This window comes from Alteromonas gracilis (assembly GCF_043642145.1).
Classification (GTDB): domain Bacteria; phylum Pseudomonadota; class Gammaproteobacteria; order Enterobacterales; family Alteromonadaceae; genus Alteromonas; species Alteromonas gracilis_B.
Genome location: NZ_JBHZRZ010000001.1, coordinates 82,004 through 101,420 on the forward strand (window position 1 = coordinate 82,004; position 19,417 = coordinate 101,420).

12 protein-coding genes are annotated in these 19,417 nt (G+C 43.5%); 4 read left to right on the forward strand and 8 right to left on the reverse strand.

Annotated elements, in window-relative coordinates; genetic code table 11:
• Nucleotides 1–7: 7 nt before the first annotated feature.
• The 6 genes from tesB to ACHUFN_RS00405 form a co-directional block, all read right to left on the reverse strand.
• Nucleotides 8–868: an acyl-CoA thioesterase II gene (tesB, locus tag ACHUFN_RS00380; protein ID WP_394220278.1), complete on the reverse strand. Its 861-nt coding sequence runs from the start codon at nucleotides 866–868 to the stop codon at nucleotides 8–10.
• Nucleotides 861–2,738 (reverse strand): protein kinase domain-containing protein, encoded by a 1,878-nt coding sequence (locus tag ACHUFN_RS00385; protein ID WP_394220280.1) that lies wholly within the window; start codon nucleotides 2,736–2,738, stop codon nucleotides 861–863. The genes tesB and ACHUFN_RS00385 overlap by 8 nt, the downstream gene beginning before the upstream one ends.
• 80 nt (nucleotides 2,739–2,818) lie before the next feature.
• Nucleotides 2,819–3,712 carry a 23S rRNA (adenine(2030)-N(6))-methyltransferase RlmJ gene (locus tag ACHUFN_RS00390; RefSeq protein WP_394220281.1) on the reverse strand — a complete coding sequence of 298 codons (894 nt, stop codon included), beginning with the start codon at nucleotides 3,710–3,712 and terminating at the stop codon, nucleotides 2,819–2,821.
• Nucleotides 3,713–3,915: 203 nt separating this feature from the next.
• Entirely contained in the window at nucleotides 3,916–5,628 is a 1,713-nt protein-coding gene (locus ACHUFN_RS00395) for a dihydrolipoyllysine-residue acetyltransferase (RefSeq protein WP_394220282.1), read from the reverse strand.
• A 17-nt stretch (nucleotides 5,629–5,645) separates the two neighbouring features.
• Nucleotides 5,646–6,623, reverse strand: a complete 978-nt coding sequence (locus ACHUFN_RS00400; RefSeq protein ID WP_394220283.1) for an alpha-ketoacid dehydrogenase subunit beta — start codon at nucleotides 6,621–6,623, stop codon at nucleotides 5,646–5,648.
• A complete protein-coding gene (locus tag ACHUFN_RS00405) occupies nucleotides 6,623–7,810 on the reverse strand; it encodes a thiamine pyrophosphate-dependent dehydrogenase E1 component subunit alpha (protein ID WP_394220284.1) in 1,188 nt (395 codons plus the stop codon). The genes ACHUFN_RS00400 and ACHUFN_RS00405 overlap by 1 nt, the downstream gene beginning before the upstream one ends.
• Nucleotides 7,811–8,332: 522 nt before the next feature.
• On the opposite strand from ACHUFN_RS00405, the gene ACHUFN_RS00410 reads away from it, so the two are divergent.
• Nucleotides 8,333–12,310, forward strand: a complete 3,978-nt coding sequence (locus ACHUFN_RS00410; protein ID WP_394220285.1) for a S8 family serine peptidase — start codon at nucleotides 8,333–8,335, stop codon at nucleotides 12,308–12,310.
• A gap of 45 nt (nucleotides 12,311–12,355) precedes the next feature.
• Here the strand turns inward: ACHUFN_RS00410 and rmuC are convergent, their stop codons facing one another.
• Complete coding sequence (gene rmuC / locus ACHUFN_RS00415; protein WP_394220286.1) at nucleotides 12,356–13,645, reverse strand: DNA recombination protein RmuC; 1,290 nt, start codon at nucleotides 13,643–13,645, stop codon at nucleotides 12,356–12,358.
• Between the two features lie 190 nt (nucleotides 13,646–13,835).
• Nucleotides 13,836–15,365: a fumarate hydratase gene (locus ACHUFN_RS00420; protein ID WP_394220287.1), complete on the reverse strand. Its 1,530-nt coding sequence runs from the start codon at nucleotides 15,363–15,365 to the stop codon at nucleotides 13,836–13,838.
• A 351-nt stretch (nucleotides 15,366–15,716) separates the two neighbouring features.
• Here ACHUFN_RS00420 and pabB point away from each other — a divergent pair, with 351 nt between their 5' ends.
• The 3 genes from pabB (at nucleotide 15,717) to ACHUFN_RS00435 (ending at nucleotide 19,310) form a co-directional block, all read left to right on the forward strand.
• Nucleotides 15,717–17,153, forward strand: a complete 1,437-nt coding sequence (pabB, locus tag ACHUFN_RS00425) for an aminodeoxychorismate synthase component I (RefSeq protein ID WP_394220288.1) — start codon at nucleotides 15,717–15,719, stop codon at nucleotides 17,151–17,153.
• A 69-nt stretch (nucleotides 17,154–17,222) separates the two neighbouring features.
• Entirely contained in the window at nucleotides 17,223–17,795 is a 573-nt protein-coding gene (locus tag ACHUFN_RS00430) for a CoA pyrophosphatase (protein WP_394220289.1), read from the forward strand.
• Between the two features lie 141 nt (nucleotides 17,796–17,936).
• On the forward strand, nucleotides 17,937–19,310 hold the full coding sequence (locus tag ACHUFN_RS00435) for an L-serine ammonia-lyase (protein WP_394220290.1): 1,374 nt from the start codon (nucleotides 17,937–17,939) through the stop codon (nucleotides 19,308–19,310).
• Nucleotides 19,311–19,417: the final 107 nt, after the last annotated feature.

Here is a 19,417-nt window from a genome sequence, read left to right on the forward strand (position 1 = left end):
CCTCTCCTTATTCTTCTACTTTTCTCATTAAGCCTTCTTGCATTGTCGATGCGACAAGTTCGCCGTTTTGATTGAAAATTTGACCTCGAACTAGGCCTCTCGAACCACCACTAAAAGGGCTTTCCATAGCATACAGCAACCATTCATTCATGTTTATTGGGCGGTGGAACCACATTGCGTGATCGATGGTTGCTATTCGCAGCGACTTATCGGTCACAGCAACGCCGTGTGGTTGTAGAGACGTACTAAGAAAATGATAATCTGACGCATAGGCAAGCGCAGCCTGTTGCACAGAAAGCGATGCATCTAACGTATCACGCGCTTTCATCCATATATATCGAGTAGGTTCACGCTTGTAAGGTTGATAAGAGTTGGCCGCATCAACGGTGCGAATATCTACAGGCTTGTGGTAGCTCAATGCTTCTCGCATTGGTTTTGCTATTTTATCAAAATGTTCCTGATAGAAATCTATGTCAGATTGCACGTCTTCTGGTGGGGGCACATCGGGCATAGTTGGGTTCTGATGTTCCATGCCATCCTGTGGTACTTGGAAAGACGCTGTCATATAAAAAATGTTTCTGCCGTCTTGAATAGCTTTTACCCGACGCGCAGAGAAACTTCTGCCGTCTCGAACTATTTCAACGTCGTACACCACAGGCTTTTTTGCATCGCCCGGTAGCAAAAAGTAAGTGTGAAATGAATGCGCTACTCTATCTTTGTCTACTGTTTCATAAGCGGCGGCTAAAGCTTGGCCTAAAACTTGACCGCCGAATAGAGCTCGAAAGCCTAAGTCCCAGCTTTGTCCTCGATAAATGCCAGCTTCCACTGTTTCAAGTTCAAATAGTGATGATAATTTAATCTCAGACATACTGTTCTTTCTCTTCAATAACTGCTTTTGGGTTACGCGGGTAGTACTTCTCTGGCAATTTTGCTTTATGCTCAAAAAAACGCGTGTCTTTATAGGGTAACTTCATAAAGCCTGAAATGCCTAGCCCTTTTATCTTAGGTATTTGTTCAACTAGTCTTGCTAATAACGCTTTAAAGCGCTCTTCTAGACTGTGATCGAGCAAGGTATAGTAATTGTGAATTTTTAAGTGTGTGGGGAGCGCTTCAAAAATAATACAGCCGGTATGATGTATTGAATTAAGTTGAATAATTGTGTCAATAATTTCTTGCGGCAATTTTAATAGCTCGTCTGGGTCATCTCCATCTTCAAAATAAGAGTGTGTGCGACTCTCATCTTTTTGCGCAGATACACGCGAAAGCTCATAAGGAATAAACACACCATCGGTCGCGACAAATTCCATCTCTTCATTTTCACGTTCAATATGAAGCGTATTCTTAGCATTGAACATACAGCATTTGAATACTGCGGGTTTATGTATTGCTCTTGCCAAGTTAATTACGTTATTCACGGCTAGTTCAAATGCGACTTTAAGCGTTTCATCATACAGGTTTAAACTAGAGTCAACATAAATACCCTCCGGCTCCCAACGGACCGCCATTCCCCCAACAACCGGGTATCTTCCAAGCCTACTAATAGCAGAAACGAAAGCTTTTTCAGTATCGCCCATACCTTGTAAATAATTTTTATAGTAGCGGTCAAATTGCGCATCATCGATATAGCGTAATTCTTCTGCCACATCTTTTTCATCTAACGTGTCAGATAATCTAGCCTGTTGTCGTAAATAAGATTTCCGTGAACTGTAAACAACAGTCTCAATATCTGCATGAGTGTGGGTAAGCCATGTTGGGATGAGTGGTGTATATTGAATGGGAGTATCGTGAGTGAACACCATATTTCTCAAAACGTGAAGGTGATTAAAGAGATAGTCTCCTCCTTGCCTTCTTTTAACCGGGTCTTCACTCAGCATATACTCTAAAATATTAGCGAGCATCTTTGGTAGTCCGAGTGACGATGGTGTAATTACCTTACTTCCGTAACGGCACGACTGCCCAGATGCCAAGGCGTAAAGTGTGCTTGCCAAGCCTTGTTCATCAAAGCGCGGGCTTGATAATGCGCCGTTTAATTGCTCTTCACCAATAAAATAAACATCACCAAGACGAGCGTTTGTCTGATGTAACTCACCTGACATCAAGTCCATAACATTGTTACCGACATATTGTCCCGATATGTCAGTTTGGGCAAATACTGAAGAGCCCCAGTCTATTAACCCGACTGTTTCATTAGCTTCATCCCACACTAAGTTGGAAGGTTTTATATCTCCATGCACAATTGGCTTTATTTCGCCGTTTTCACTGTACTGACGAAAGCTTGATAATAGCTCTCCAACCTGAACAGCTATTTTCACAATTGCTCTCGGCGATAAAGGGCCTGTTTTAAGACTAACTTTTTCTAAATCTTCACCCGGCGCGCGGCCCATAACCAAAATCGACTGTTTGCGTATTTGTTGATATTCAATGAACCGAGGAACAAACTCGTGATTGACGTGAGAAAGCATGAACGCTTCTTCTTCTAACCTGTCCTGAACATGCTGTGGTAACGTTATGCGAGAAAATTTAAACACTCTTGACTCACCATTAGGTGCATTTCCAGCAAACGCAAATCCGAATGCCCCTTTACCTAGCAGTTCTATTTCGTTGTAGCCTAAACTTTCTAACTGAGATATACACAAATTCACCCAGTCTTTTAGCTTCTTTGCGTCCGCATGAGACAGCAGATATATCGACTGCTCATCGGGTATATAGAAATGTCTGAGGCCTTTGAGTTGAGTCATTATGTTTTTTCAAGCTTCTGAGGTTGCATTGTCACAATTAACTGCAGCAGTGCTTTAACGATTATCGGCACGCACGACCATTAATTGTCTTCGTTAACCCATGTTAGGTTCGCTTTTGCGTTATACCCCATTTCATTTTTGCCTAGCTGTGACACAACATTTATTAACGCAACGTCTAGCTGGGTATCTAATTGCCATGGTGGGTTTAAAACAAAAACACCAGAGCCGTACATTCCAGCATCAGGGGTGTTTTCTGCGATGCAAATTTGTGCATTAAAACAAGGCTTACCTAATTCGGCCAGTTTATCGCACATAGCTTCACTTGCACCGTGTTTAGCGCCTGCACGTTCTGACAACAGTGGATACCACACAACAATTTGTGCTTGCTGCCAGCGTTTCAAAACCTGCTCAACCCCTTTTACAACATCGCTATACTCATTCACGCGCTCATAAGGTGGGTCAATCAGAATAGCGCCACGATTAGGTTTTGGGGGAGTAAGCGCGCGAAGCCCTTCATAGCCATCTCTTTTGTGTACATGAGTATTTTGTTCGCGCAACCGTGCAACGTTTGTTTCTAACTTATCAAACTCGGCTGGATGAAGCTCCATTAAGTGCAAGTTATCATAGTCGCGTTTTGCTTTAACACTTATTGCGGGCGAACCTGGGTATTGCTTTTGAGCTAAAAAGGGTTCACACAAAGACAAGTATTCATCTAACAAGCTAGGTAGCGGTGGCGCATTATTTTTTGATGCTTCGGTGTCTTTAGTTGCGAGGCGGGAGATGCCAGTCTCGTATTCTTTGTTTTTAGCTGACATAGCGTCAGTCAAATCGTAGGAGCCTGCCCCTGCATGCGTGTCAAAAAGCGTAAAGGGTTTATCTTTTTTCTTAAGTGAGTTGATTACACCAATCCAGCACAAATGTTTAATAACATCAGCATGGTTACCCGCATGAAAAGCGTGTTGATAACTAAGCACAAAACCTCAGTAAAATTCTTGTTCGTTTATTGAGGTATATGATAACGCCAACGCGCAACGAGGTACACTAAACAAAAAAAGGGCCAATATCTTAATATATTGGCCCTTTGCCGTTTTAATATAAGTGTTTGCCTAACGGAACATTTGGTAATTTCTAAACGCAACAAACGCGGGCTACCTATAGATAACCCACGAACGCGACGCTATTTCAAATGCATCAACATTTTTTCTGGCTGTGTTAAATAACTCATCCATAGGTTATTAAAGCGAACCATGGTTGCTCCATCAATAATGCGGTGATCACCAGACCAATTGACCGCCATGATGTGTTGAGCGCTAACATTACCTTGGTCATCGAAGCGAGGAAGTTTTTGCGTTTTACCTAATGCAACAATAGCCGCTTCCGGTTTGTTAATCACTGGCGTTGCAGTTATTCCACCAATTGCTCCTATATTAGATATGCTTATTGTCCCACCTTTTAGGTGTTCGCCAGCAACGCGCCCCGCTCTTGCCTGCTCAATAATATCTTGCATTTGTTTAGCTATGTCTAAAAGCGAAAGGTCTTGTACCCGTTTGATGTTTGGTACAAGCAGACCAATTTTAGAATCAACCGCAAAACCGATATTGTGATCAGAGAAATAGCTAATCTCGCTTGCATCGTCATTAAGTTGGCTATTAATAACGGGGAATTCATTAAGCGCCAATGACATTGCTTTTACGAAAAATGGCATAAAGCTGAGCTTGATTTCTTGCGCTTCAAATTCTGGTTTTAGCAGTTTTCGCAGTGACATCAAGTTGTCCATCACCAGCTCATCGGTAACGGTAAAGTGAGGGATAGTATAAACCGACGCCGACATTTGCTTGGCCATAGCAGCCTGAATACCGCGAACTTTTTCCGTACGGACGCTGCCTTTGGCAACCTGACTGCTTGTGTTAACAGCATTTTGTTGCATGTTATTGCTAGAGCCAGACGTGCCTGCTGATTTTGATTCAACGTGTGTCGCTAAATTACGTGTTTTAGACTTCTCAAGGCTTAGTACATCAGACTTAAGAATTCGTCCTTTCTTTCCAGAGCCTTGAACTGATGAAAGGTCGATGTTCTTTTCTCTAGCTATGCGCCTAACCGCTGGGCTAGCTAACACTTTACCCTCAATAGCGATGGGTGGTTCAAATTCACCATCATGAAACTTTGAAGCTTCGGAAGTTTGCGAGCGTTGCTTATCAGTCTGTGGGTTAGTTTCTTGAGAAACATTTGCGTTTACAGATTGTGATTTTGAATTTAAATCATCTGTATTGGTGTCGCCGTCGACTTCAAGTGCGAACAAGGCGCTGTGTACTTTAGCGATATCTCCTTGTGCGTAATAAAGTCGATGTACCGTTCCAGCATTTTTAGCGGGTATCTCTACCACTGCTTTATCGGTCATAACTTCTACGACGGCTTGATCTTCTTCAATTTCATCGCCCTCAGCAACATTCCACTTAACGATTTCACACTCTACAATACCTTCACCTATATCTGGTAAAATAAAGTCTTCAATATGTTTACCACTGTTGTCCTGTGAAGCAGTTGACGATGAAACTGAAGTTTTTTCAGTAGATGTATTATTCTCTTCTTGTGCTTGATGAGTAACACTTTCTAATGCGCTGTCATTCTGAGCGCCTTGATTTGCTTCCCCATCATCTGGGGTCATAGAAAAAAGCGGTGCATGCACTTTTGCAATATCGCCAACAGCATAGTGCAACTTGTTCACTACGCCCGCATGCATAGCGGGTATTTGCACTGTGGCTTTGTCTGTCATTACTTCTGCGACAGGCTGATCTTCTTCAATGTGCTCGCCTTCAGCAACTAACCATTCCAAAAGCTCACATTCAACAATACCTTCACCAATATCCGGTAAGATAAATTCAATTGTCATATTATCGTCTCCCGGGCTTAATAATGAAGCGTGCGTTTAATGGCTTCGTAGGTTTTTGTTTCATCTGGCATGTATTCTTTTTCATGAGCCAAAGGATAAGGCGTATCTAGACCGCACACTCGCGCTATGGGAGCCTCCAAATACAGGAAACAACGCTCTTGAATAGACGCCGCTATTTCACTGGCAAACCCGCCAGTTAACGGTGCTTCATGGTTAATTAAGAGTCGTCCAGTCTTCATTACAGACTGCATTACAGTTTCAACGTCCCATGGCAAAATGCTGCGTAAATCGATGATTTCACACGACACGCCATCTTCAAGGGCCATTTCCGCTGCTTTTTGTAGAATCTCAATCTGTGCACCCCAGCCAAGTAATGTAATATCGCTGCCCTCTTGAACGATATCCGCCTTGCCTAGCGGTAATTCGTAATCTTCCTCGGGGACTTCTGAAACTGAAGCGCGATATAAGCGCTTTGGCTCCATAAATAACACGGGGTTTTTGTCGCGAATTGAAGCAAGCAATAAGCCCTTAGCCTGGTACGGATCGCGAGGGATAACAATCTTCATACCTGGGCAATGTGCAAAAAATGCTTCTGGTGATTGGCTGTGGTAGTGGCCGCCGGCAATACCACCGCCATATGGTGTACGAATTGTCAGTGTACCAACGTCAAATTGACCACCTGAACGGTATCGCCATTTCGCCGTTTCATTTACAATTTGGTCGAACGCAGGAAAGATGTAATCACCAAACTGAATTTCAGCGACAGGAACCGAGCCTTGCGAGGCTAATCCGTTTGCAAAGCCAATGATGCCTTGTTCGGTCAGCGGCGTATTAAAGCAACGTGCTTTACCAAATTTATCTTGAAGATGACTAGTTGCACGGAATACGCCACCAAAATGACCAACATCTTCACCGAAGACCATCACCTTTTCGTCTTCGGTCATGGCTGTGATGAGTGCATTATTGATTGCTTGTAGTAAGTTCATCTTAGCCATTATTTTACTCTCCCTGCTGTTTTAGGGTACATCTTCGGGTATTTTTTGATGTGCGCTTTAAGTTCACTGAGCTGTTCTTTTAAATGCCATGGTGGCGTGTCGTAAACGTCTTCAACAATATCTTCAATGGCGCATACTTCTGTTTTCTCACAGCTCTTCATTGCTGCAAGTACATCTTGTCGAGCTTTATCAACACGTTTTTGGTTTTCAGCTTCATCAAACCAACCTTTACTTTCCAACCATTTCGCCATACGTGCGATGGGGTCTTTTGCGCGCCATTTATCTTCTTCTTCTCTAGAACGATAACCCGTTGGGTCGTCTGATGTAGAGTGCGCGGCTAAACGATAGGTCATTGCCTCAATTAGCACTGGACATTTTTCTTCTATGGCAATACTTCGCGCTTCCTTTGTCGCAGCATAAATCGCCAGAACATCGTTGCCATCTACACGTATTGTTTTTATGCCATAACCCAGACCACGGGAGGCTATACCGTCACCCGCAAATTGTTCCTCTGCAGGAGTAGAGATAGCGTAACCATTATTTCGACAAAAGAAGATGACTGGGCAGTTCAATACGGCTGCCATGTTTAAACCTGCGTGGAAGTCACCTTCTGATGCGGCGCCTTCACCAAAATAACAGATAGTAACAACATCTTTGCCTGACATTTTCTGACCATAAGCGTAACCAGACGCTTGTGGAATTTGCGTGCCAAGAGGCGATGATATCGTCATGAAGTTCAGCGGTTTATCACCATAATGAATTGGCATTTGGCGGCCTTTATTGGGGTCGTCCTTATTGCTGAACATTTGGTTCATGAACTGCTCTGTTGTGTAGCCGCGATATGCAAGTGCACCTTGCTCACGATATTGCGACATAATCATATCATCGCTTGATAATGCTGCGGCGCTAGCGACTGAAGCCGCTTCTTCACCTGTACTTGCAAGATAGAAACTTATGCGTCCTTGACGTTGTGCCCCCACCATACGTTCGTCTAACACTCGAATGAAATGCATAGTGTTAAAAATTTTTAATGCATCGTCTTTACTGATATCTGGCTCTGCAGACTTGTCAATTAACTCTCCTTCTGCAGAGAGAACTTGCAACATTGGGATATCGACAACCCCTTTTGAGATTATTTCGACCTTATTTGTTGTTTTTACTTCGGCCAAATGGTTTCTGTCTTTCACGTTTGATCCCCTTAAATATGAGGGTTAATAGCGACTTGTAGAGATTACAATATGCTAGTTGAGAAAATGCAGGAGCGTCCTTTTTATTCGAGGGGGTTTTTCAAAACGGTTGAAATAGACATACTCAATTAGGCAAAGATTAAAGGATATTCGTCCTAAATAAGTAAAGGCAATGTAAATATTATGATAACGCGATAGGATAAATATTTCGTAAAAGTCTGGCATTGCAAAAAACACGCGAAGCTCAGTATGAATAAGTATGTAATTAAATTTCAATAAATTGCAAAAGGCACTCATTGAACAATCGTTTTGTCTAGTTTTATTTCATAAATCTAACGCATTACAAATGTAACAAAATGTGTAAGTTGTGTATTTCTGAAATACACATTACATATCAAATTTATTTGTGCTAACAATAGATGGGTCACAGCGATAAGTTGCATTTAAATAAAGGCGAATGACCTTTAAAAGCAAACAGAATAAATCGTTGGGCTCCAGGGAACTATTCACACGAGAATAATTATGAAAAAAACCATTATAAGTACGGTAGTGGCGACAGCACTAGCAGGCTCAGCCTTTGGTGCCTTCGCATCACCTAATCAAATTTCCGGTTACAGCGTTGAGCAACGCAATGCTATTGAAGCGTCATTTGATAAGAAGAATATTCTTGCAAATGCCGTTCAAGTAAATAGCGATAGCGTACGAGTTATCGTTCAGCTAAACGATGTACCAATGGCACAATTCAGTGCTGTAAACCCAAGTGTTAGTAGCATGGCCGCTCACAAAGGCCAAAAGGTTAACTTTAATTCAAATGCTGCAAAAGAATATAAATCATTCTTAGAAACACAGCAGAAGTCTGTTATTCAATCAATTAAGTCATTCGACAAGTCTTTCAAAGCCGACTTGTCATATACCGCTGCATTTAATGGTTTCGCGGGTATTATTTCAAAAGACGCATTGGATAAGCTTTCAAGCCTTTCTTCAGTGAAAGCGGTATACCCAGACTTAATTCACCACGCACAAATGGACGCGAGTTTGGATCTTATCGGTGCAATTGAAACGTGGGAACAGTTTGGTGGTAAGGAAACTGCAGGTGCTGGCGTGAAAGTAGCTATCATCGATAGTGGTATTCGCCCTGAAAACCCATTGTTCAGCGGCGAGAACTTTACTGCGCCTGCAGCAGAGACCCTACCTACTGACGACTATTGCTCAGAAGTAGAAGACTTCTGTAATAACAAGCTTATTGTTGCTCGTGCGGCTGAAATTGTTGAGGGTTTTAATGTTGTTGAGGAAGAGTACGAAAGCCCGCTTGGATTCAATGGTCACGGTACTCACGTCGCCGGTACTGCGGTAGGTAACTACGGCGTAATGGCAGAGCGTGATGGCGCAGAAGCAGAAATTTCTGGCGTCGCTCCTGCTGCATACCTAATGGTGTATAAGGGCCTTTATGCAACACCTTCAGACCCGACTTCTTCTAGCGGTATGTCCTCAATGTTGCTTTCTATGCTTGAAGCTGCACTTACTGACGGCGCGGACGTTGTAAATAACTCTTGGGGTGGCGGCGCTGGCGGTAATCCGAATGGTTCAGTCTATGAAGATGTTCTCGCGGCAATGCACGATGCGGGCGTAGTTACTGTTTTCGCTGCAGGAAATAGCGGTCCTGGCGAAAAAACGATCGGCTGCCCTGGCTGTTCAGATGACGTTATTACTGTAGCCAATACGACAACAAATCGACTGTTTGCGAATGAGGTAACGGTTGAGGGTGACTCGACGTTAGGCGCTATTCCTGCCCTTTACACCGTTGGAAATCCTGATATTGTTTTCGACAGTCCAATTACTGCACCTGTCATTTATGCTGGTGAGCTTAGTGAGACTAACGTTGAAGGTTGTGACCCATTTACTGAAGGCGCATTTGACGGAGCGATTGCTCTTATCAGCCGTGGGACTTGTGGCTTTGTAACTAAAATCGAAAATGCCGAGGCAGCTGGTGCAGAAGCGGTTCTTATTCACAACGTAGACGGCCGTGGTGAAGCGCCAATTCAAATGGGCGGTTTGAGTGAAGAGCAAACAATTCCTTCACTAATGCTTCCTGCAACATCAGGTCAGGCGTTAGCAACTTTAGTGGTAGATACCGAATCAGAGTTAAATATAACCATTGGTAGCGATATCGTTCGCACAGTATCAGACAGCCTTGCTGATATCATGAACGAAAGCAGTTCACGCGGGCCAAATGGTGACCCAACGTTCCTTAAGCCAAATATTGCAGCTCCTGGTACGCGTATTTTCTCAGGTGAGTCTCCAGACGCCCCTGGACATGTTGGTGAGAACTTCTCATTCAAAGGTGGCACATCAATGGCGTCGCCACATGTGGCAGGTGCGGCTGCGTTGCTTAAGCAGATGCACCCAGACTGGACGGCTCAACAAATAAAGAGCGCGCTTGTTACGTCCTCCATTCGTGACATACTCAAAGAAGACGCAGCAACTCCGGCAGACAACTTCGACATGGGTGCTGGACGTTTAGACCTTCCACGTGCAACTTCAGTTGAGCTTACCTATAGCGACTTAAGCCTAGTTGACGGTAGCTGCTACCTTAATTGCGAAATGTCTATCACAGTTACAAACACCAGCGACGCGGAAGTCACAGTTGACGCAAATGTAATGTTCAACGACCCTGCGATTGTTGCTACCGTAACGCCAGCAATGGCAACGCTTGAAGCAGGTGCTTCTGCTGAAATTATGTTAACGCTTGATGTCACGACAGCGTCAACAGGTGAATGGTCATTCGGTGGTATTAATTGGGCGGATACCGACGATACAACCACAGACTACTTCATTCCGGTCGCAATCTATCCAATCAGCAGTGATGAGCCTTCACTCTTTAACAGTGATGTAAGTAGCCAAGTTGCTGAAGAAGGTGAAATTGTAGTTACCGAGGCGTTTGCTACAAACACTGAAGTTACTGGCATGATAAGCATTACAGGTGAAATTGATCCTAAATACGCGATCAACCCTTCAACTATTTCAGCCGTCAAGGACGGAAACCAAGAGCCCGTTTCTTACGATGCAGAGAGCAGAACCGTGTACTGGGAAGGTGCGTTAAACACAGCATCTTTCTCAATGACTCAAGATACGTCTATTGCCGATATACTTGAAGGCTTTGGTATTACTGGTTACCTTTCTATGCAGTTCGTAGGTGGCACTTCCCCACTAGAATGCTCTACAGAGTGTGACGATACGTCTATTGAAGTTGCTCTACCGCGCGCTATTACGTATCTTGGAAGTGAATACACTACGATGCAAATATCATCAAATGGTTTTGTTTCATTGGGTACGAGTTCGGGTAACATTTCTTCTCGCGATCCTGAAGTGCTTCCTAATCTGAACGAACCTAATAATGTGATTGCGCCTTTCTGGACTGACCTTGATCTAGAGGGTGGAGCAACTGGTACTGGACGTATCTGGACAGCTAACCTTGCAGGCGCAACAGGTCACTTTGTTGTTGAGTGGGAAAATGCACAGATTTGGAATAACCCAGATTCAAGCGTAAACTTCCAGTTGTGGTTTGAGTATGCTACCGGAAATGTGAGTTTCGTGTATGGTTCGATGGACGCACCAGTTCACGACACAGTTGTTGGAGCTGAAAATATCTCGGGAACCGTGGGTACTACTCTAGCTTCTTACATGAATAGAGAAGAGCAAGGAGTATTTCCTGTAGAGGGCGAAGAGTACTTGCTCACTACAAGCGCTGGTGGTGAAGTGACTATTAGTTACGGCGGAACGGTCATCCCTTCTAGTGAATACATGGATGACACGTTGAATGTAAACGAAGATGCTTCAATTACCGCTAACATTCTTGCTAACGAAATGGATGAAGTTATTCTAAACACGTTCACAATGGAATCTCTTTCTGGGGACTTCCGTACTTTCTCACCAATCACAATTGACAAGGCACCGCTTGACCCGTCAACCGTTGAAGTAACTACTGAGCCTGCAAACGGTACAGTAACTGTAAATGACGACGGTACGGTGACTTATGCGCCAAACGCGGACTTCTTCGGTGAAGACTCATTCACGTACACTGTACGCGAAGAGGGCACAACGAACGACGATGAAGAACCAGTTGAAGGTGAAATTGTTGGTGAAGGTACAGTAACTGTAGCTGTTGCTGGCATGCAAGATGCGCCAGTAATTAATGTAACTGCTCCGTCAAGTGTTACCGAAGGAGAAACGTTCACTATATCTGCAACTGCTACTGATGCCGACGGTGATGACGTAACCATATCTATTAACGGTATGGAAACCACTTCAATTACTGTTAAAGCACCTAGCCATGAACAGTCAAGTAGTGTAACTGTTGAAGTAACTGCTACTGATGGCATTGATACTACGACTGAAAACGTAACTATTCAGGTTAACGATAAGTCAGGTGGTTCAATGGGTTGGATTGCGTTACTACTAGCACCAGCAGTCTACCTACGTAGACGCATGAAACGTTCATAACGTTTTATTACTTAATAAAAAGGCCGCTTTATAAAGCGGCCTTTTTTAATCGTCTTGAGAAAGTTGTTGTAAATGCTGTGACATCCGTTTACTTGGCTGAACGCCAAGTTCTCTAAACTTCTCTATCTGCCTAACTATGTTGCCTCTTCCACTGGTTAATTTATTCATTGCTTGTTCGTAACTGCTGTGGGCGGTGTCCATTGATTTGCCGACTTTTTCCATGTCAGCGACAAAACCTACAAATTTGTCATAAAGCTTGGCGGCTTGGTCTGCAATAAGCTGTGCGTTTTGATTTTGATATTCATACTGCCAAATGTTGTTAATGGTACGCAGCGCTACGAGCAAATTGGTTGGGCTTACTAACATGATGTTATGGTTAAGTGCCATGGTTACCAGTTCTGGTTCTTGTTCGACGGCAATCAAAAATGCGGGTTCTATGGGAATGAATAACAGCACGTAGTCTAACGTTTTAATCCCCTTCAATGCTTGATAATCTTTAGCGCCAAGACCTTTGATATGCCCTTTAATTGAAGCTACGTGCTGACTTAAAAATTGCGCTTTTTCCGCTTCATCATTACAGTTGTAATATCGCTCATACGCCGCCAAACTTACTTTTGAATCAATAATGACGTCTTTGTCATTTGGTAAGTGAACTACCACGTCAGGCTGAAATCGCTTGCCTGTTTCTGATGTTGCTGACATTTGTGTTTCGAATTCATGTCCTTCTCTTAAGCCAGACTCTTTAAGAATTCGCTCTAAAACCACTTCTCCCCAATTACCCTGCTTTTTATTGTCGCCTTTCAACGCATTTGTAAGCGCTGCAGCTTCTTCGGTTATTTTTTGATTGAGGGCTTTTAGGCCTAAGATTTCAGTTTTAAGTGAAGCTCTCTCTTGCCCTTCCCTTATATGTTGCTCTGAAATTTGACGCTTAAAACCGTCTAATTCATTTTTAAATGGCGCAAGAACGGCCTCGATATTGTGTTTAGTTTGTTGGGAATAACGCTGCTGTTTTTCCTCAAATATACGATTTGCTAAATTCTCAAACTGCGTTTGCAAGCGCTGTTCCGACGCATTCATAGAAGCCAGTTTGTCTTCATGCGCTGCATGTAAAGCGTGAATTCTATTTTGATGCGCTTCATTTTGAGTTTGTAGCTTTGCGTTGGCAATGCGCTCGCTATTCAATTCATTTTGAAGTTGTTCACATTGAATTGTGACTTGCTCAATGCGCGCAAAATTCGATCTGCTTCTAAGAAGCGAGAAAAGTGCCAAGATAAAGACACTGATAAAAGCGGATAAAAAGGCAATGGGTTCGTTAGAAATGAGGTTGATTAACATAGTGCACTTTCATACTGTTATTTTGTACAGCACTATAAACAAAAATGACAAATTATACCAATGCGTGAAGTATTTATAGCAACGCACTTTTTGTTAGCTATGTAGACGGAATGATATTTGAGCAGTTTAGATTGGCTTATAAAACGGGCGCAAATGCGCCCGATTACTTATTTAAATTTGAAATCGTTACTTATTTAGAAAGCGATGAGTCTAGCTCTTCAATTTTTGCTTTCCAAATAGCAGGGCCATTTTTATGCGCATTTGCACCGCTGCTGTCTACCGCAACGGTAACTGGCATATCTTCCACATCAAATTCATATATGGCTTCCATACCCAAGTCTTCAAATGCAACTACGCGTGATTTTTTGATAGCTTTAGATACAAGGTATGCTGCACCGCCCACTGCCATAAGGTATACCGCTTTATGCTTGGCAATTGAGTCTACGGTTGCTGGACCACGTTCTGCTTTACCAATCATGCCAATCAGGCCAGTTTTTTCAAGCATCATGTCGGTGAATTTGTCCATGCGCGTTGCCGTTGTAGGGCCTGCCGGGCCAACAACTTCATCACCCACGGCGTCAACCGGGCCTACGTAATAGATAAAACGGTTGGTAAGGTCAACGCCATCTGGCAAGCCTTCGCCATTTTCCATCATAGTCTGAATACGCTTGTGCGCGGCATCACGGCCAGTAAGCATTTTACCTGACAGTAGTACCGTTTCGCCTACTTTCCACTCTTGAATGTCTTCTTTCGTTACTTCATCAAGATTAACGCGACGCGTGTTTTCACTGACTTCCCACGTTACTTCAGGCCAGTCTTCTAATTTAGGTGGTGTTAATTCAGCCGGACCTGAACCATCAAGATAGAAGTGCGCGTGGCGGGTCGCCGCGCAGTTAGGGATCATTGCCACTGGCTTAGACGCTGCGTGCGTTGGTAATGATTTAATTTTTACATCAACAACTGTCGTTAAACCGCCTAACCCTTGTGCACCAATACCAAGTTTGTTAACACGGTCGAAAATTTCCAAACGAAGCTTTTCGTCAGTAGTTTGCGGGCCACGTTCAATCAATTCTTGAATGTCAACTGGGTCCATCAGGCTTTCTTTTGCCAATACCGCTGCTTTTTCTGCGGTTCCGCCAATACCTATACCCAGCATACCAGGCGGGCACCAGCCAGCGCCCATCGCTGGCAACGTTTTCACCACCCAATCTGCAATATCGTCGCTTGGGTTTAGCATTACCATTTTAGATTTGTTTTCAGAACCGCCACCTTTGGCTGCGATCATCACTTCAATTTTTTCGCCAGCAACCATGTCAATGTGTACTACTGATGGCGTGTTATCTTTGGTATTTTTACGTGCGCCAGCAGGGTCTGCAACAATTGACGCTCGAAGCGGGTTATCTGGGTTTAAATAAGCGCGACGTGTCCCTTCATCAACCATTTCTTGAACGGTCATGTCGGTTTTGTCCCACGTGACACCCATTCCAACCTTAACGAAACAAGTTACAATACCTGTGTCCTGACACAGAGGGCGCTTGCCTTCCGCTGACATACGTGAATTGATAAGAATTTGTGCCATCGCGTCTTTAGCAGCTTGGCTCTTCTCTTTGTTATAGGCCTCTTCTACCGCTTTGACGTAATCAATTGGGTGATAGTAGGAAATAAATTGCAGGGCATCTTCAATGCTGTCAATGAAGTCTTGTTGACGGATAACGGTCATGACATCCTCTTTTTATTTGGCTTTCGTGGTCTTAGCTAGCTAAAAAAGCGTATACTAGCGCATCTGAAGACAACGCACCATGTAAAACCATAAGCATGGTGCGAATTCCAGTCATTTTTAAAACCTATGTTAGGGAAACAGGTTTGAACTCATTTTTTAACTAGGTTGATAATGCTTCAATCACATAGCCACAGTGAGAGTAATAAACTATTTCGTTGCGCATTTATGTGTTTGCACAGCATGATTTATCAATCGATAATAAGTCGTTTTATTATATGTAGGATCAGACAGGAGCCTTTCGTTTAACTTTAAATGACTGTTTCTGCAATAAAAAGAAGTACCGAAAAACCTATGTCACATGAAGATACTATTCACGTTTACGTGTCCCGCTTTACCTCAAAAGAGATAATTGATGCGTTATCCATAGCCAGTGCAGAGCAACAATCAGTCTTCAATTCGCTATTCAAAAGAGTATCCTCGTTGCCCTACTCTATTTTGCTTGATACCTCAGGCTCATCAAAAAGCGAAGGCCGATTCAATATTATGGCCTTTTCGCCAGCTGCTGTCGTTGAAGCTAAGGGCGAAAACGTAGAACTTTTAGATGTTGACAGCGCTACACGCAAACCTCTCACCTCAAAGCCTTTTGAAGCGGTGGAAGAACACTTACATGCTCGGGTCAAGTTTGTAGAAGTGCATGCCGATTTCGACACTGAACACCTACCCTTTATCGTTGGCGTGGCAGGAATGGCAGGTTACGACACCGGGCGTTTTTACGAAACGTTGCCTAGCCTCGCAAAAGACGACTACATTACTCCTGATTTCACTGTAGGTCTTTATATGCGCTCGTTAATTGAAGACACACAATCGGGATACATCTACTATTGCTCAGTTGACAATGCTCCGTTATCTGAAATTTTCTTCGATAGCGAAGATACTGGAACTTCTCCAGACTTCAGGCTTACCTCTCGTTTTGAATCAAACTTGTCGCAGCAAGATTATGAAAAGTGTCTCGATAAAATTCTCCACTACTTGCGAGCGGGCGATTGCTATCAAGTAAATATGGCACAACGTTTTAGCGCTTCGTTTGAAGGAAGTATATGGCAAGCCTATTGTGAGCTACGCCATCAAAATCAGGCGCCGTTTTCTGCGTACTTTAACCTAGCCCAAGGTTGTATTGCTTCCATTTCTCCAGAACGCTTTCTACGTGTGAGAAACGGCTTGGTAGAAACCAAACCAATTAAAGGAACACGTCCTCGCTTTAAAGACACAGAAAAAGATTTGGCAAGTGCAACGAGCTTGCTTAACGCTGAGAAAGACCGCGCTGAAAACCTCATGATTGTTGATCTTCTTCGCAATGATATCTCTAAACACTGTAAGCCTCACTCAGTCAAAGTGCCGGCCCTTTTTGCTCTTGAAAGCTATGAAGCCGTTCATCATTTGGTGAGTACAGTAACGGGGGAACTGAATGATGGAGCGTCTCCTTTAGAATTATTAGCGTCTGCGTTCCCAGGAGGTTCGATTACAGGCGCGCCCAAAATACGCGCAATGGAAGTTATTGATGAACTTGAGCCACACCGTCGAAATATTTATTGCGGCAGCGTGTTTTATATGGGTTTTCGCGAAGACATGGATTCGAGTATATGTATTAGAACTGTATTGGCCGAGAATAACCGATTACATTGTTGGGCTGGCGGTGGTATTGTCTTAGATTCGGTCCCATGCGAAGAGTATCAAGAAACCCTTGATAAGGTGTCTAAAATTTTGCCGGTGCTTGCATTGTTAAACTAATAAAAGGTGTTTTGGCTCGCTTCGCGAGTCCTTTGAGTAGCGAGAGTAAGTGCGTTGTAGACATATATTATGACAAAAAACGAATTTCTATCACAATTTCACCACTTAAGGCAGACACATTCAGAGCCTGATTTTCCACTTAGTAAAACAGGTCGACCTGCAGCAGTGCTGATTCCTTTGATAGATTACAAAGACTCGCTTCAATTGTTACTTACCGAGCGTGCTCATCACCTTAAGCATCACCCAGGCCAGATTAGTTTTCCCGGTGGGGCCGTGGAAGATAATGACAAAACCTTATTTCACGCCGCACTTCGCGAAGCGGAAGAAGAAGTAGGCCTGCCTTCTACTCACGTAGAGGTGGTGGGTATGCTGCCTAGATACCGCACGATAAGTGGCTATGAAATTGCTCCCGTTGTAGGCTTTGTCAATCCAGACTTTACGCCTGTCATCGACAAAAACGAGGTTGAGAGTGCTTTTGAAGTTCCTCTGGCACATGTGCTGGATAGAAAAAATCACCTTGTCCACACCACTCACCGAGGTAATAAAGCATTTCCGATATACTTCATTCCTTGGAAAAACCGCATGATCTGGGGGGCAACAGCGGCCATGTTAAGAAACCTCTCTCATCATATTCATCCTTAATGATACAAGTTTAACCTGTACTATAAATTTAACTTTACAGGTTATTAGCAAAACTAATCTCTTTATTAGCTTTTCTGTATTGTGGTTTTTACGTGGCGGATGCATGATCTAAGTATTACTTCGTTTTAATTTTGAATGTTTATGATCAGTGTATTTGATATGTTCAGCGTGGGTATAGGCCCATCAAGTTCACATACGGTCGGCCCTATGAAGGCAGGCGCAGAATTTGTTAGTGAGCTTGCGCAAGATTCCTCACTTTTTGAGTCTGTAGACAGCGTAAAAGTGGAACTGTTTGGTTCACTCGGCCAAACCGGTATCGGACACGGTACTGGTAAAGCAGTTATCTTAGGACTTTTAGGCGAACTGCCAGATGTGGTTGATGTTGACAGCATAGAAGCGAAGCTTGAAGAGATAAGAAACAGTGAAAAGCTTTGTCTTAACGGCCAAAGGTTAGTGCGATTCCCCAATAAAAACGCCATTGTTTTTCATCGTCGAAAAACATTACCCAAACATGCAAATGCGTTGACGTTTTATGCTTACGCAAAAGACGAACTGGTGAAGGAGCAAACGTATTATAGCATTGGTGGCGGCTTTATTATTAAAGACGAAGACTTTGACGCTACAAAAGCGCACGCGGCAAGTCTTCAGGAATCAGTGCCCTTTCCTTTCAAAACCGCTGGCGATTTGCTTGCCCTTTGTAAAACTAATGGTTTAAGCATTAGTTCTTTAATGTTGCGTAATGAATCGACTTTTAGGCCAAAGCACGAAGTTAAACAACAGCTTCACAATATTTGGCTGGTAATGAAAGCGTGTATTCAGCGCGGTATCGAGAGCGAAGGTATTCTTCCAGGCGGCCTTAAGGTGGTACGCCGTGCTCCGGGTCTTTATCGCCGTCTTCAAACAGAGCATACCAACGACCCTATGCAAACTATGGACTGGGTCAATTTGTTTGCCCTGGCGGTGAATGAAGAAAATGCCGCTGGAGGGCGAGTAGTGACTGCTCCTACCAACGGTGCTGCAGGCATTATTCCAGCTGTACTTCAATACGTTGATAAGTTCATTAGACCTGTCGATGAAGAGGTTGCAAGCCGGTTCTTATTGACTGCCGGCGCGATTGGTATTCTGTATAAAGAAAACGCTTCAATTTCTGGTGCAGAAGTGGGTTGCCAAGGCGAAGTTGGCGTGGCGTGTTCAATGGCAGCTGGCGCCCTTGCTGAGATTATGGGTGGAACTGCTGCATCAGTAGAAAACGCCGCAGAAATTGGTATGGAACATAATTTAGGCTTAACTTGTGACCCTGTGGGTGGTTTAGTTCAAGTACCTTGTATTGAACGAAACGCGATGGGCGCGATTAAAGCGATTAACGCTTCACGCCTCGCATTACGAGGTACGGGCGACCAAAAAGTATCGTTAGATAAGGTGATTAAAACCATGCGCGATACAGGTAATGACATGAAAACAAAATACAAAGAAACCGCTAGGGGCGGGCTTGCTGTAAATATTATTGAGTGTTAATTACCGACAAGTCATTGAGGTTTCATCGCTGAAGAGTACTCCAAGAAATACTCTTCAGCGTGAAAGTCTAAAAGATTTAATTTTGGGCTGCGAGTATCGACAACTTT

Coding starts and splice junctions, on each gene's coding strand:
- tesB (WP_394220278.1), bottom strand. CDS start 868: ATGTCTGAGATTAAATTATCATCACTATTTGAACTTGAAACAGTGGAA.
- ACHUFN_RS00385 (WP_394220280.1), bottom strand. CDS start 2,738: ATGACTCAACTCAAAGGCCTCAGACATTTCTATATACCCGATGAGCAG.
- ACHUFN_RS00395 (WP_394220282.1), bottom strand. CDS start 5,628: ATGACAATTGAATTTATCTTACCGGATATTGGTGAAGGTATTGTTGAA.
- ACHUFN_RS00400 (WP_394220283.1), bottom strand. CDS start 6,623: ATGGCTAAGATGAACTTACTACAAGCAATCAATAATGCACTCATCACA.
- ACHUFN_RS00410 (WP_394220285.1), top strand. CDS start 8,333: ATGAAAAAAACCATTATAAGTACGGTAGTGGCGACAGCACTAGCAGGC.
- rmuC (WP_394220286.1), bottom strand. CDS start 13,645: ATGTTAATCAACCTCATTTCTAACGAACCCATTGCCTTTTTATCCGCT.
- ACHUFN_RS00420 (WP_394220287.1), bottom strand. CDS start 15,365: ATGACCGTTATCCGTCAACAAGACTTCATTGACAGCATTGAAGATGCC.
- pabB (WP_394220288.1), top strand. CDS start 15,717: ATGTCACATGAAGATACTATTCACGTTTACGTGTCCCGCTTTACCTCA.
- ACHUFN_RS00430 (WP_394220289.1), top strand. CDS start 17,223: ATGACAAAAAACGAATTTCTATCACAATTTCACCACTTAAGGCAGACA.
- ACHUFN_RS00435 (WP_394220290.1), top strand. CDS start 17,937: ATGATCAGTGTATTTGATATGTTCAGCGTGGGTATAGGCCCATCAAGT.